This window comes from Arthrobacter nitrophenolicus, from assembly GCF_045833485.1.
GTDB lineage: Bacteria > Actinomycetota > Actinomycetes > Actinomycetales > Micrococcaceae > Arthrobacter > Arthrobacter nitrophenolicus.
Window position 1 is genome coordinate 1698654 of record NZ_CP174504.1, and the last position, 14219, is coordinate 1712872.

Here is a 14219-nt window from a genome sequence, read left to right on the forward strand (position 1 = left end):
CGAGTACACCCAGTTCACTGACTCAACGATTGGTGCAGCAAGCCAGCCATGACCACAACCAAGATCCTCGTGGTGGATAACTACGACAGCTTCGTCTACACCCTGGTGGGCTACCTCCAGGAGCTCGGCGCCGAGACCACCGTGGTCCGCAACGACGATGTCACCCTCGCCGAGGCCATCGAGCTGGCCAGCACCCGCGACGGCGTCCTGATCTCACCCGGCCCGGGCAACCCGGCCGAGGCAGGTGTCTGCATCGAACTGATCAAGTGGTGCGGGGAAAACAGCGTCCCCATGTTCGGGGTCTGCCTGGGCCACCAGGCGCTGGCCGAGGCTTTCGGCGGGAAGGTGACGCATGCCCCGGAGCTGATGCACGGCAAGACCTCCCTGGTGGAACACATCGGCACCAGTGTTTTCGCAGGACTCCCCTCCCCCGTCACGGCCACCCGCTACCACTCCCTGGCGGCAGTCCGGGAAACCATTCCGGACGTCCTGGAAGTCACTGCCCAGACGGCCTCGGGCGTGGTGATGGGACTCCAGCACCGGACCGCCCCGCTGTGCGGCGTCCAGTTCCACCCCGAATCGGTCCTGACCGAGGGCGGCTACCAGATGCTCGGCAACTGGCTGGAGTCGCTGGGCATGAAGGGCGCCGCGGCACGGGCTGCCAAGCTGAGCCCGCTCATCCAGCACTAGCCCCGTTTGGTGGGGCTCGCCGTCGGCGTTGGGGTTGCGGTGGGTGACGGCGGCGGAGGCGGCGCCTTGGCCACCACAATGCTGACCGTCTTGCCCTGTTCCACGGCGGCGTTGACGGCATCGCTCTGGTCCGTCACGCGCCCGGCCTCCACCTGGCCGTTTTCCACCTCGATGACATTAGGGACCAGGCCCAGCTCCTTGAGGGCAGCCTCGGCTTCCTCCCGCGTGCGGCCGCGCAGTTCGGGGACTGCCACCTTGCCAGTGGAGACCACCAGTTCAACAGTGGTTCCCACGCCCACCATCTGGCCGGGGGCAGGGCTGGTGGTAATGACGATTCCCGCCGGCACGGTGGCACTGTTGGCCGTGGTGGTGGACGGGGCGCCCACCAGCCCGCTCTGACGCAGCATGTCCCGGGCAGCAGCCTCCGTCTTGCCGGGAAGACTCTCCGGAATCTTGACGGCGCTGGGCCCTTCCGAGATGTTCAGGACCACTTCCGTGCCCGGGTTCAACGCACCGGATGCCGGTTCGGTGCCGATGGCGGTTCCCTTGGCAACGGTGTCATGCTGCATCCGGACAATCCTGGGCGGCAGGTCCGCTTTGTACAGTTCCTGCAACGCCGCAGACTCCGTCATCCCGGCCACGGCCGGAATCTGGACCTGCACGATGGGCGCGGGCCGGTTCACCGTGTTGTACAGCCACAGGCCGCCGCCAGCGAGGACCAGCAGGGTGACAACAACCAGGGTGGCTATCCACGCACGACGGCGGGACGTCTGCCGGGTGCTCCGCTCGCTTTCCGGAGCGAACCCCAACGGCAGCGGTGCCGGGGCCGGGTCCTCCTCCTCGGCGGCGGGAACGGCGGCTGTGCCGCGGTCAGGGTATGCGGAGGTGGCGGCCAGCCGGCCGGTGGGGGCATCGTCGAGGAAGCTCGCACCGGTGGCAGCGAAGGCCTGGGTTGCCGGCGCCGCGGCCGGCACGTAGTCGTTGGGGTCGGTGGGTGCCTCCGAGGCGGGGACCGCCATGACCGGAATCCCGGACCTGGCCGCGCGGAGGGCGCGCCGGAAGGCGGCGGCGTCCTGGAACCTGTCCTCACGGTTCTTCTGCAGGGCTTTGGCCAGGACGGAGTCCAGCGCCGGGGAAACGTCGGGATTTACGCTGCTGGCGGGCTCCGGGATCTCCCTGACGTGCTGGTAGGCCACGGAGACGGGGCTGTCGCCGATGAAGGGCGGCCGGGACGTGAGCATTTCATAGAGCAGGCAGGCAGCGGAGTACAGGTCGCTGCGCGCATCCACCGTTTCACCCCGGGCCTGCTCCGGCGACAAATACTGGGCAGTGCCCACCACAGCCTGTGTCTGCGTCATGGTGGCCGAGGAGTCGGCCATGGCACGGGCAATGCCGAAATCCATGACCTTCACCGAGTCGGAGCCCTCGCAGTACATGACGTTGGCCGGTTTGATGTCGCGGTGCACAATCCCGGCCTTGTGGCTGTATTCCAGCGCTGCCAGGACGCCCAGGCAATAATCGATGGCCTGGGCGATGGTGACGCTGTTGGCGCGGATGAGCTCGCGGATGGTCTTGCCCTCCACGAATTCCATGACGATGTAGGGAACGCGGACGGACTCGGCGGAACCGTCTGGGACCGTGTGTTCCCCGGTGTCGTAGATGGCAACAATGGACGAATGGTTCAGCGCCGCCACCGCCTGTGCCTCGCGCCTGAACCGCGCCTGGAACTGGGGGTCCCGGGCCAGGTCGGGTCGCAGCAGCTTGATGGCCACGGTCCGCCCCAGCCGGGTGTCGGTACCCCGGTAGACGTCAGCCATGCCACCGCGGCCGATCAGGCCGCCCAGTTCATAGCGGCCGTTCAGGACACGCTGGTTGTCCACCGGGAGGCTGTCCTCCCGGTGCATCGGGGTGCGCGGTGACTCGTTCACTGGCTGTCCTGGGGGCTACGGCTTGCAGGTTGGCGGGGCACCCGGAAGCTCGCCGTCTGCGCAGTCAGGCAGCAGCGAGGTCGCGGTGGGCGCTGCCACCGACGACGTGGTGGGAACCGGTGTGGGCGTCGGAGTGGCAGTGGGGGTGGGTGGCGCCACGGCGTAGGTGACGGTGATGGGTGATCCCACGGGCAAGGGACCGGTCGGGTTCAGCCCCACTACCCGTCCCGGTGCGGCCTCCGAGGTCTGCAGCGGCTCAACGGTCACGGCAAGCCCCAGGTTTGACAGCTCCGACTGGACCTGGCGGTAATCCTTGCCCAGGTAGGCAGCCGGGATCACGTTGACCGTCTCCTGCGTGGGCTCCTGGGTGGGGCTCGGGGTGTTCCTCGTGGGAGTCGGCGATGCCGACGTGACGGTGGGACTGGCGGTGGTGGCCTGGGGGCTCGACGACGGCGGGCTGGACGTTGCGTTGTTGGACGGGAACAGGATTCCCTGCTGGTTCAGGAAGAACCCCACCAAGGCGAACAGCACCAGCAGGATCAGGGCGATGAGGGGCCAGGTCCAGGGGCTCCGGCCTTTCCGCTCGGGCTCATCGGCGGGCTCGTCGTCGTAAGTTGTCTCCTCCGGCACCCAGTTGCGTTCGGCAGCCAGCGCGTTGGCGCGGGCCAGCGGGCCCTGCGGGCCGTCCGCATCTGCGGCGGATGCCCCGGCAGCCCCGGCGGCGGCACCGGCAGCGGCCGCTCCGAGAACGGGCAGGGCCGAAGTGGGCGTCGGGGACGAATCCCGCGAGGCACCGATGACGCCTGTGGGTGCGGTGGCAGTGTCAACGGGCGCGGTGATGGGTCCCGTGGTGGCATCGAAAAGGAGCATGCCGGGCACGGCGGCGCGTGCTGCGTTGATGTCACCGTTGCGGATGGCCTCTGCTGCCTCGGCCAGCTTGATCGCGTTCGCCGGGCGGTCCTTCGGATCCTTGGCCAGCATCGACATCAGCAGGGCGCGGACCGGTGCAGGCAGGCTCTCCGGCAGGGGTGGCGGCGCGTCATTGACCTGCGCCAGGGCAATCGCGATCTGGGATTCCCCCGAAAAGGGCCGGTGCCCGCTGAGGCACTCGTAGCCGATGACGCCCAGTGAATAGATGTCTGATTGCCCGGTGGCGGTCTGGCCGGTGGCCTGCTCCGGCGCCAGGTACTGGGCGGTGCCCATGACCTGGCCGGTCTGGGTCAGCGGAACCTGGTCCGCGAGGCGGGCAATGCCGAAATCGGTGACCTTGACCCGGCCGTCAGGGGTGATCAGGAGGTTTCCGGGCTTCACGTCACGGTGCACCAGGCCCTGTGCGTGGGCAACGGCCAGGGCGCGGGCGGTCTGGGCAATGATGGACAGCGTGCGGTCCGGGGACAGCACCTGCTCGCGCTCGATGATGGTGCTCAGCGGCTGCCCGGGAACGAGCTCCATGACGAGGTAGGCCGAGCCCTCCTCCTCGCCGTAGTCGAAGACGTTGGCGATGCCCACGTGGTTCAGGAGGGCGGTGTGGCGGGCCTCCGCGCGGAACCGCTGGAGGAAGCCGGGGTCACCGGTGTATTCCTCCTTGAGTACCTTGATCGCGACGATGCGGCCCAGGACGAGGTCTTTCGCCTTCCAGACTTCCCCCATGCCGCCGATCGCGATCCGCGTGGTCAGCTGGAATCTGCCGCCGAGGGTGATTCCGGTTGTAGGCCTCACTTATTCAACACCGCCTCAAAAATTCTCTTCGCGTTCGGACTGGTCAGCTGTGCGCCGGTGTTGATGTCTACGCCCTCCATGACGATGGTGACACCCACCTGCGGATTGTTTGCGGGGGCAAATCCCGTAAACCATGAGTTGTTGGTTCCGTTGCCGAGCTCCGCCGTTCCGGTCTTGCCCGCCACCTGGACGCCCGGAACGCCCGCACGGTTTGCGATGCCTTCGCTGACCGCGCTGACCATCCACTCGGTGATCTGGTTGGCGATGGCAGGGGTGGTGGAAGTGCGCAGCTGCTTGGGCTGTGGCTCATCGATGACGCGGAGGTCCGGGGAGCGCAGGGTCTTGATGAGGTTGGGCTGCATCTGCACGCCGTCATTCGCGATGGCCGCAGTCATCATGGCCACCTGCAGCGGCGTGGCGCGGACGTCCTTCTGGCCGATGACGGACTGCGCCAGGCCGGGGCCGTCCAGGTCATCCGGGAAGGTGTTGCCGCTGGCGTAGTCGAGCTTCAGCTGGTCACCCATGTCCTGGCCGAAGCCGAACTTCTCGGCCTGGTCGGCGATGGCGTCGCGGCCAAGATCCAGGGCAATGCTGGCGAAGGGAGTGTTGCAGGACTGCTGCAGGGCGAAAGCGAAGCTGGCCGTGTCCCGGGTGTAGCAGTTGCCGCCCGCATAGTTGGGCAGGCGGTACTGGATGCCTTCGAACGGCAGCTCGGCCGGGTTGGGAAGCTCGCTGTCCTTGTTGTACTTTCCGGACGCCAGGGCCGCGGCAGTATCCACCAGCTTGAACACGGAGCCCGGAGCCAGCAGCTCGCCCGTGGGACCGCTGACGTTCGGATTCAGGTTGATCCCGGGCACCTTGACCAGTTCATTCATGCTGGCGGCTGCAGCCGCGAGATCCTGGGTGGCCACGAGGTTGGGGTCGTAGGACGGCTTGGACACCATGGCCAGGATGGCGCCGGTCTTGGGGTTGGTGACCACAATGGATCCCCGCTGTCCATCCGGGATCAGGCTGTAGGCGAGCTGCTGGATCTCAGGATCGATGGTGAGCTCCACCGAAGCACCCTTGGGCTGGTTGCCGAGGAACAGCTGCCCCACCCGGTCCAGGAAGAGCTGGTCCGAGTTGCCCGCCAGTTCACCGCCCATGGACTGCTCCAGGCCGGTGGCACCGAAGTTCTGCGAGAAGTACCCGGTGATGCCCGCGTACAGCTCCGGCTGCGGGTAAGTGCGCTGGAAAGCACAGGTCTCCGAGCCGCTTTCCACCGATTCAGCCACCGGGGAGCCGCCGACGACGATGGCGCCCCGGTCGTTGCAGAAACTCTGCAGGACAGCCCGCTGGTTCCACGGGTTTGCCTTGAGTTCGTCAGCGCCGATCACCTGGACGTAGCTGATGGCGCCGAAGATCAGGGCGAACATGGCGACGGCCGCCACCCATGAATGCCGGATTGCCTGGTTCACAGGTGCTTCACCGCCTCGGTTGGAGTGTCAATGCCGGTTGCTTCCGATCCCTTGGCCGGCGGCAGTGGCGTGGTGTCCACGGGGCCGCGGGCGGTGTGCGAAATCATCAGGAGCAGGCCAACAATGATCCAGTTGGCCAGCAGCGAGGAGCCGCCCGCCGCCAGGAACGGCGTGGTCAGGCCGGTCAGGGGGATCAGGCGCGTCACGCCGCCGATCACCACGAAGCACTGCAGCGCCACAGCGAAGGACAGGCCGCACGCGAGGAGCTTTCCGAACGCGTCCCGGGTGCCCAGCGCCGCGCGGAACCCGCGGGTGAACAGCAGGAGGTACATCAGGACGACGGCGAACAGGCCAATGAGCCCCAGCTCTTCACCCAGGGACGCGATGATCATGTCACTGTTGGCGAACGGAACCAGGTCCGGCCGCCCCTGCCCGAGTCCGGTGCCCACCAGGCCGCCGTTGGCCATGCCGAAGAGGCCCTGGACGATCTGCAGGCTGCCTCCCGGGGAGCGTCCGTAGACCTCCTCGGTGAACGCGTTCAGCCAGCCGTAGATCCGGAGTTCCACGTGGGAAAACACCTGGGCCGCAACGAACCCGCCCCCGGCGATGAGGGCCAGGCCGATCACCACCCAGCTGATCCGGCTGGTGGCCACGTAGATCATGACGATGAACAGGCCGAAGAAAAGAATGGAGGAGCCGAGGTCGCGCTGGAAGATGAGCACGCCGATGCTGACCAGCCAGGCAGTGATCATAGGGCCCATGTCCTTGAACCGCGGGAACTGCAGCGGGCCCACCTTCCGGCCGGCCAGCAGGATGAGGTCGCGGTTGGAGGACAGATACCCGGCGAAGAATATGGCCAGGGTGATCTTGGCGACCTCGCCGGGCTGGAACGTCATGGGCCCGAGCCGGATCCATACGCGGGCGCCGAGGATCTCACCGGCGCTGATGCCAGGCACGAGGGGCAGGATCAGCAGGAGCGCACTCGCGGCCAGGGAGATGAAGGTGAAGCGGCGCAGGATCCGGTGGTCCTTGAGGAACCAGATCACGGCGATGGCCACGGCCATGGCGATCAGGGTCCAGCGCAGCTGGTTGTTTCCGGTGTCCTCGCCGGGTGCGTCCAGGCGGTGGATCATGGCCAGGCCGATCCCGTTCAGGGCCACCACAATTGGAAGTATTACCGGATCGGCATATTTGGCGCGGAAGCGGAGGACGCCGTGGAAGACCAGTGCCGCCACTGCCAGCAGGCTGGACTGGAACCAGAAATCGGAGTCGAAGGCCTTTTCCTGGTCGACGCCCACCAGCATGTTGGCGCCGATGCCGACGGCCAGAGCCAGCAGAAGCAGTGCGAGCTCGACGTTGCGGCGCGGTTTGGGAAGGGTGCTGAGCTGGCTCATTGGCCCACCTCGCAGGTAACAGTGGGTGAGGGGGACGGGCTGGCCGCAGCGGGCGCAGCAGGATCAGTGGGGGCGGGCGCCGCCGGATCCGTGGGGGCCGGGGCCGGCGCTGACGGTGCCGCACCGGCCGACGGGGACGGGCATTCGTCCTCGGGGGACGTGGTGCCCGTCAGCTCGAGGTTCTTCACGATCCGCTGCGCGTCGTAAAGGTCGTTGGCAGGAACTGTCTGCCGGACCCGCTGCTGGGAGAACGGCGGCAGGGAGTCCATCCGGATCTCGGTGACCGCTTCCAGGCTGGACAGCTGGATGGGCCCGAGCCGCTGGGAAACCCCGTTGAAGATTGCGACCCGGGAATCGTACTCGCCGATGTAGTAGCGGGTCTGGGTCCAGGCATAGCCCAGCCACAAGCCCACGGTCAGGACCACCAGGAGGGCGGCCGCGATGGACCAGGTGACCCAGCGGCGGGGTTTCAGCGGCACAAGGGTTTCGTCGTCATCGCCGGTGAGCGGTTCGGCTTTGTGGGTGAGGACGGTTGCGGCCCGCCGGGCGACAGTCCGTCCGCCGATAGTGGGGATGGACCCGGATTCGGCAGCAGCCGCTGCGGCCCCGACGAGCTCATGCGGCCTGCTGGAAAGTTCTTCCCGGAGGACCTCGGCGGTGAGGTGCTCGCCGAGGTGCGGATCGGTGGAGCCGGGCTCCACGACGCTGGACCCGGCGCGTTCGGTGGGCTTCCCGCCGCCCCCGGCTTCGGCGGCATCGTCCGTGCCGGTGTCCGGAGCCTTCGCTTCGGCCTCAGGCGTGCGCGGCGCCTCGGCCGCGGGAGCAGGCTTGGTGCCCACAACGGGGGTGATGACGTCGACGGCGGCGGTACTGACGTCGTCGGGCGTTTCTTCAACGATCTCCACCATCACCACGGTGACATTGTCCGGGGAGCCGGCCTCGAGGGTCAGTTCCACAAGGGTTTCCACGCACTCGCGGAGGTCCTTGGTTTCCTTGACCGTGCGCTCCACGGCATGCCCCGCGACGTAATTGAGCCCGTCGGAGCAGAGCAGCCAGCGGTCGCCCGGTTTGACGTCGAGGGTGTCAAGGTCCAGTTCTGGGCTCGCGTCCACGTCGCCGAGGACCCGCATGAGCACGTTCTTATGCGGGTGGCTTTCCGCTTCCTCTGGCCTGAGCCGGCCCTCGTCGATGAGCCGCTGGACGAACGTGTGGTCCACGCTGACCTGCTTGAACTCGCCGTCGCGGAGGCGGTAGGCGCGGGAGTCGCCGATGTGGGCGAAATGCAGCTTGCCCTCGGCGAGCAGCAGTGCCGTAACCGTGGTGCCCATCCCGGCCAGCTTCGGGTTGATGTGCACCAGTTCGGAGAGCAGGGAGTTCGCGGTCTGGATTTCGTCCGCGAGGATGGTGCCGGCATCCCCGTCGTAGTCCGGGCGGTCCAGGTGGATCATGTCCAGGACGGTGGCAGCGGAGGCAACGTCGCCTCCCGCATGGCCGCCCATGCCGTCAGCCACGACGGCCAGGTGGCGTCCCGCGTATGCCGAATCGTCGTTCTTCGACCGGATCCGGCCCACATCGGAGCGCGCGGCAAAGCGCATGATGAGGTGCCGCTCCGCGGGCTTCTGCCCGTCTGCGGTGTTCTCTGGGACGGCCATGGCTATGGCCTCAATTCGATGACCGTCTTGCCGATTCTCACAGGTACGCCTGGCTCAACGGGGAGGGCTCGGGTCAGTTGCTGGTCCGCGAGGTAGGTTCCGTTGGTGGAACCCAGGTCCTCGATGAACCAGCGGCTGCCCTGGGGGAACAGCCTGGCGTGGCGGCCCGAGGCATAGTCGTCCTCTAGGACCAGGGTGGCCTCCTGGGCGCGTCCCAGCAGGATGGGGCTGGCGGCCAGCGGTACCGAGGTTCCCTTCAACGGCCCCTCAACCACCACCAGCTGCCGGGCCTGCTGTTTGGCGGGGGTCGGCGGGGTCTCGGCGAGGTCCGGGTTCTTGCGGACCTGACGTGCGCTGGGCACCCCGGACGCTGCTTTGCGCCCGACCATGAGGTCGCGGCGCATGGCGGAAACGATGCTGAAGATGAGCACCCACAGGAGCAGGAGGAACCCAAACCGCAGCGCGGTAATGGTGAGGTCGCTCATGCGTGGCCACCCGGGCTGGCTGGAAGCAGGCGGAAAATGATCTTTGTCCGTCCCATCGTGATGGTGGAGCCGTCGGTAAGTTCGGTGCTTCCGGAAACTTTCTGCCCGTTGACGTAGCTCCCGTTGGTGGAGCCCATGTCCACGGCAGTGGAGACACCGTTCGCGGTGCGGATCTCAAGGTGGCGGCGCGAGACGCCCGTGTCCTCCACGTGGATATCGGCTTCGGAGGAGCGGCCGAGCACGATGGACGGGGCGTTGAGCGAATAGCGCTGCCCGTCGATGTCCAGCACGGGCTGGAGCCGGACCGGCTGGCGGCTGGGCGCGGCCGGAACGCTGGGCCGGGCGGGAGCAGCGGCCTGGGCGGCGCCCGATTTCTCCGTGGAGGAGACGATCTCGAAGTCTCCTGCCCGCAGTTCCGTATCCCGGCGGAAGGAGATCCGGACGGGGCCCTGCAGCGTGTAGCCCTGGCCGCGGACGTGGTTGATGACAACGTCGCAGAGTTCCTCGGCCAGCGGGGTGCCCCATTCCTGGGCCCTGCGGAAGTCGTCGTCGCTGAGCTGCACGTCGAAGACGTTGGGTGCCAGCGTCCGACCGGCCGTGATGGTCAGGGCCCTGTGGTCCACTTCCCGGCGCAGCCGGCTGGCGATTTCCACTGGTTCAACCTGGGCTTTGGATCCGGTGGAGAAGACGCCCCGGACAGCCTTTTCAATGCCGCGCTCAACTTTGTCCAGCAGACCCATGGTTCTTCTCCTTTCCCCCCGGATGCGGGGCAGTCCTAGTTCCGGAACTTCTCTTTACGTGCAATGCACAACCCGGCAGTGCACCTGCATGACGCAGCCGCCGCTACATCCGATACTACTGGGCAGGCCTGTGAATGACCTTAATCCACAACGGCCCGCCGCCCGGAAAAGTTCATGCCCGGGGGTCCCGGTCTCCTTGCCCGACGGCCGTTCAACCTGCGCGGGGACTGGGAAGAGCGGGTGTCCGTATGGGGTTTCACACAGCCCCCCGGAGGCCAATTGGTGTTTTGCGGCATCTGTCCGTTATGCTTGATCTCGCTGCTTTTACAAGACTGCGAATCCGGGAAACCGGTGCGGTTCGGTGGAAGAAGTTGCGCGCGAGTGGCGGAACGGCAGACGCGCTGGCTTCAGGTGCCAGTGTCCGAAAGGGCGTGGGGGTTCAAATCCCCCCTCGCGCACGCAAATGAAAGAGCCCCGGTCTTAGGACCGGGGCTCTTTTGCGTTGTCTTCTGGTCTTGATTCCCGGGCCTGTTCGCGCATCAGTGCCTTCAGGATTCCGATGCGCGAACAAGCTTAGGCGCGGGCTGCAGGGTTCAGGGTGCAGGCGTACGACGGCGGGAGGCCGCCAGGGTGCCTGGGCCCGGCTTATCCGGACGTGCGCGCGGAGGCCTTAAACCGGCGTCGTGAGTTGGCCAGGTGGCTGCGCATGGCGGCTGCCGCCGCGGCCTCGTCACCGTCGGCAATGGCGTCGGCGATGGAGCGGTGCTCCTGCACCACCTGGTCGAAGTGGTCCCGGGCGTAGTGCTCGACGCCGGTCATCAGGCGGGTGCGCGGCATCGCGATCATGGTCTGCCCCAGGGCGGCGAGGCAGTCGGAGTAGTACGGGTTGCCGGAAGCGGCGGCCACCGCCCGGTGGAACTCGAAATCGGATTTCATCGCGTGGGCCGGGTGCCCGGCGCTGGCGGTGAACTCCTCGAGTGCCGCCTGGACCGCACGCAGCTGCCGTTCGGTGTGGTTGCGTGCGGCCAGGGCGGCTGCCTCCGTTTCCACGCCCATCCTGAATGCCAGCAGGTGCAGCCGGTCCTCGGTGGTGGCCACCGGACGGGCCCCCGGCGCTGCCGCGGGCCCGTCCGAGGGCGGAGTGAGGGCGAAGCTGCCGCGGCCGCGCTCGGTTTCCACCAGTCCCTCGGCCTGGAGCCGCGTGAGGGCGGCACGCACCACGGTGCGGCTGACGCCAAAATCGCTGATGAGCGTGTTTTCGCTGGGCAGCTTCTCACCGGGCTGGATGATGCCGTCAACGATGCGGTTGCGAAGGTCGGCGGCAAGGTCCGCGGTGAGGTTCCGGCTCATGGCTTCAAGATTACGCGCCGAACTCCACTGATTCGGTGGTCCAGGCGCGGGCCTGGTCGCTGAGGGTGACGCCGAGTCCCGGGCGGTCCGGCACCATCATCCGGCCGTCCTTGGTTTCGAGCCGCTCATTGAACAGGGGGTCCAGCCAGTCGAAGTGCTCCACCCATGGCTCGCGCGGATAGGCCGCAGCCAGGTGCAGGTGGATCTCCATGGCGAAGTGCGGGGCAAGGCCCAGGCCGCGTTCGTCCGCGAGGGCGGCGAGGCGCAGGAACTGGGTGATGCCGCCGACGCGCGGGGCGTCCGGCTGGATGATGTCGCAGCCGTTGGCGGCGATGAGGCCCTTGTGCTCGGCCACGGAGGCGAGCATCTCGCCGGTGGCGATGGGCGTGTCCAGCACCTTGGCGAGGTGGGCGTGGCCTTCGAAATCGTAGGCGTCCAGGGGTTCCTCGATCCAGATGAGGTTGAATTCCTCAAGCTGGCGGCCCAAGCGCAGTGCCGTCGCCCGGTCCCACTGCTGGTTGGCGTCCACCATCAACGGGACGTCCCAGCCGATGTGCTCGCGGATGCCCGCCACGCGGCGGAGGTCTTCCTTGCTGTCCGGCAGGCCCACCTTGATCTTGATGCCGCCGATGCCTTCGTCGAGGGACTGCGTGGCGCGGGCCTTCACCTCGTCGAGGGTGGCATTCAGGAAGCCGCCGGAGGTGTTGTAGGTCTGGACGGAGTCGCGGTAGGAGCCGAGGAGCTTGGCCAGGGGGAGTCCGGCGCGCTTGGCCTTGAGGTCATACAGGGCGATGTCGATGGCGGCGAGGGCCTGGGTGGCGACGCCGGACCGGCCCACCGAAGCGCCCGCCCAGAGGAGCTTGGTGTAAAGCTTGCCGATGTCGTTGGGGTCCTCGCCGATTATGCCCTCGGCAACTTCCTTGGCATGGGCGTACTGGGCCGGGCCGCCTGCGCGCTTGGAATAGCTGAAGCCGAGGCCAGTGTGGCCCTGCTCGGTGGTTATCTCGGCGAAGAGGAAGACCACTTCCGTCATCGGCTTCTGGCGGCCGGTGAACACTTTGGCGTCGCTGATGGGCACGGCGAGCGGGAGGCGGGCGGTGGACAGTTTGACGTGCCGGATCAGGTCGACGGTGCTCATGGATTCTCCTAGTGGCGGGATGCTGGGCGCCATCGCCCTCCCTCATAGGATACAAGTAACTAACTTGTAGTACAAGTACTTCCAGGGGTGGCGATTGGCCAGGATCCGACAGTGGAATGTAACGTTTAGGTCACCGGTCGGAGCGCACGCCCGGCGAAGCATCATTGCTGCTTCTGGGTGCTATGCCCCTGGGGTGCCCCTCCGTTACCAGGCCGGAAACCGTTCCAGGCGGGAACCTCTCGAGGCCTGCCGCTCCGCACTCCCATGAAGAGGCTTTGTTTTCCATGCGCAGGAATTATCTGCTGGCCACCGGTACGCTCTTTGCTCTGTTCGTGACAACCGCGTGCACCGCACCCGGTCCGACGGCGGCGGCAGATCCGGCGCAAGCCGGGACCACGGCCAGCGCCGACGCCGCTGCGGTGGGTACCAGCCAATTGGCGGCGGCTGCGAGGGCCAGGGCCGCGGCGGACAGGAAGGCCGCGGACGAGGCTGACGCCGACGCGGAAGCAGAAGCCCAGGCGAAGGCAGAAGCCCAGGCGAAGGCGGAGGAAGGCGCCGCGCAGGCGGGGGAGGCCGCTGCAGCCGGGCAGGCCCCCGACGTCGAGGGGACGCCTCAGGATGCGGGCGGCGGAACCGCCGCGGCTTCTCCTGCTCCGGTGGCGGCGGTGCCGACTACGACCGGCCAACCGGCTGCGCCATCCCCCGCGCCCACCCCCGTGAATGCGCCGGCTGCACCCTCCAGCCCGACGCCGCCAACGGACGACCCCACGTGCCTCGATGCCCTGGCGGACGTGGGGGCAGTTGTCGGCGGCCTGTTGGGCGAAGGCGCCGATCCGGACGCGGGCCTCCTCGGGGACATCAGCTGTACCATCGCGGACGGCAGCGGGTCCGCCGGGCGCTAGGTCAGCCCGCCTGCCCCCGCAGCGCCCCCAGTCCCGAGATGAGCGCCTCCAGCCCCAGGCCGAACGCCGTGTCGGCGGGGCGCCCGGGGCCAGCGGAGCTGCGGACGGCGGCGGTGAAGTGCGGGTTCGCATCCGCCATGGACCCCGGCTCGAAGATGTCCCCGGGCGCGGTCACGTCATAGGCGGATCCGAAGATAAAGGACTCCAGTGCCACGATCGCGGACACAATCCGCTCCTCCGGGAAGCCGGCGTCCAGGAACCCCTTGCTCACCGTCTCGTACATTGCCAGGGTCTGCGGTGCGTCCGTTACGGGCAGCACGGCAATGACCGGAATCAGGGGAGTGTGCTCGGCAAAGACGTCCCGGTAGCTCCAGGCCCAGGTGCGCACCGCATCCTCCCAGGACTTCGAGCCGAACGCCGAGACATCCACCAACGACGTCAGGTGGTCCTCCACCAGCAGCAGCACGTCGCGCTTGGACGCCACGTGGTTGTACAGGGCCGACGGCGCCACCTCCAGCTGCTTCGCCAGCGCCGCCATGGTGAGCCCGTCGTAGCCCTTGCGGCTGACCAGGTCCAGGGCCGCCGTCGTAATGCCTGCTTTGTCCAGCACCGCAGCCGATGGCCGGCCGGCCCGCCGGCGCCCCGTCCCGGTCCCCGCGGTGCGTCCTTCTTCGGCTGATACTGCCGGCATTCCTGCCCTTTCTTTGGTGGTCCCCAGCATTATTCCACCCGGGCACTTCCGGTCCCGGCCACTACCAGCTATA

General features: G+C 67.5%; 12 protein-coding genes and 1 tRNA gene. 3 read left to right on the forward strand and 10 right to left on the reverse strand.

Annotation, left to right across the window (positions count from 1 at the left end; translation table 11 throughout):
• Window positions 1–48: 48 nt before the first annotated feature.
• Complete coding sequence (locus tag ACJJV6_RS07975) at window positions 49–690, forward strand: aminodeoxychorismate/anthranilate synthase component II (RefSeq protein WP_009359545.1); 642 nt, start codon at window positions 49–51, stop codon at window positions 688–690.
• On the opposite strand, the gene pknB is transcribed toward ACJJV6_RS07975, so the two are convergent.
• The 7 genes from pknB to ACJJV6_RS08010 are packed head-to-tail and all read right to left on the reverse strand — an operon-like array spanning window position 687 to window position 10065.
• Complete coding sequence (gene pknB, locus ACJJV6_RS07980) at window positions 687–2594, reverse strand: Stk1 family PASTA domain-containing Ser/Thr kinase (RefSeq protein WP_009359546.1); 1908 nt, start codon at window positions 2592–2594, stop codon at window positions 687–689. The genes ACJJV6_RS07975 and pknB overlap by 4 nt on opposite strands.
• Window positions 2595–2633: 39 nt before the next feature.
• Window positions 2634–4337 carry a protein kinase domain-containing protein gene (locus ACJJV6_RS07985; protein WP_354176132.1) on the reverse strand — a complete coding sequence of 568 codons (1704 nt, stop codon included), beginning with the start codon at window positions 4335–4337 and terminating at the stop codon, window positions 2634–2636.
• Window positions 4334–5794, reverse strand: a complete 1461-nt coding sequence (locus tag ACJJV6_RS07990; RefSeq protein ID WP_009359396.1) for a penicillin-binding protein 2 — start codon at window positions 5792–5794, stop codon at window positions 4334–4336. The genes ACJJV6_RS07985 and ACJJV6_RS07990 overlap by 4 nt, the downstream gene beginning before the upstream one ends.
• Window positions 5791–7188, reverse strand: coding sequence for an FtsW/RodA/SpoVE family cell cycle protein (locus tag ACJJV6_RS07995; RefSeq protein ID WP_009359397.1), 1398 nt, complete (start codon window positions 7186–7188; stop codon window positions 5791–5793). The genes ACJJV6_RS07990 and ACJJV6_RS07995 overlap by 4 nt, the downstream gene beginning before the upstream one ends.
• The gene (locus tag ACJJV6_RS08000; protein ID WP_009359398.1) at window positions 7185–8840 is read right to left on the reverse strand and encodes a PP2C family serine/threonine-protein phosphatase; all 1656 of its coding nucleotides are present in this window, start codon (window positions 8838–8840) and stop codon (window positions 7185–7187) included. The genes ACJJV6_RS07995 and ACJJV6_RS08000 overlap by 4 nt, the downstream gene beginning before the upstream one ends.
• Window positions 8841–8842: 2 nt before the next feature.
• Entirely contained in the window at window positions 8843–9325 is a 483-nt protein-coding gene (locus ACJJV6_RS08005) for an FHA domain-containing protein (protein WP_009359399.1), read from the reverse strand.
• On the reverse strand, window positions 9322–10065 hold the full coding sequence (locus ACJJV6_RS08010) for a DUF3662 and FHA domain-containing protein (RefSeq protein ID WP_009359400.1): 744 nt from the start codon (window positions 10063–10065) through the stop codon (window positions 9322–9324). Before ACJJV6_RS08010 ends, ACJJV6_RS08005 begins: the two co-directional genes overlap by 4 nt.
• Window positions 10066–10440: 375 nt before the next feature.
• Here ACJJV6_RS08010 and ACJJV6_RS08015 point away from each other — a divergent pair.
• Window positions 10441–10523: transfer RNA gene (locus tag ACJJV6_RS08015), tRNA-Leu, on the forward strand.
• Window positions 10524–10710: 187 nt separating this feature from the next.
• Here ACJJV6_RS08015 and ACJJV6_RS08020 read toward each other — a convergent pair.
• Both ACJJV6_RS08020 and ACJJV6_RS08025 read right to left on the reverse strand, forming a co-directional pair.
• On the reverse strand, window positions 10711–11415 hold the full coding sequence (locus tag ACJJV6_RS08020) for a FadR/GntR family transcriptional regulator (protein ID WP_009359401.1): 705 nt from the start codon (window positions 11413–11415) through the stop codon (window positions 10711–10713).
• 10 nt (window positions 11416–11425) lie between these two features.
• Window positions 11426–12553 (reverse strand): L-talarate/galactarate dehydratase, encoded by a 1128-nt coding sequence (locus ACJJV6_RS08025; RefSeq protein WP_407710277.1) that lies wholly within the window; start codon window positions 12551–12553, stop codon window positions 11426–11428.
• Between the two features lie 284 nt (window positions 12554–12837).
• Between ACJJV6_RS08025 and ACJJV6_RS08030 the strand changes: the two genes are divergently transcribed.
• Window positions 12838–13455, forward strand: a complete 618-nt coding sequence (locus ACJJV6_RS08030) for a hypothetical protein (protein ID WP_407710278.1) — start codon at window positions 12838–12840, stop codon at window positions 13453–13455.
• Window position 13456: 1 nt separating this feature from the next.
• On the opposite strand, the gene ACJJV6_RS08035 is transcribed toward ACJJV6_RS08030, so the two are convergent.
• Window positions 13457–14176: a TetR/AcrR family transcriptional regulator gene (locus ACJJV6_RS08035; protein ID WP_407710279.1), complete on the reverse strand. Its 720-nt coding sequence runs from the start codon at window positions 14174–14176 to the stop codon at window positions 13457–13459.
• Between the last annotated feature and the right edge of the window lie 43 nt (window positions 14177–14219).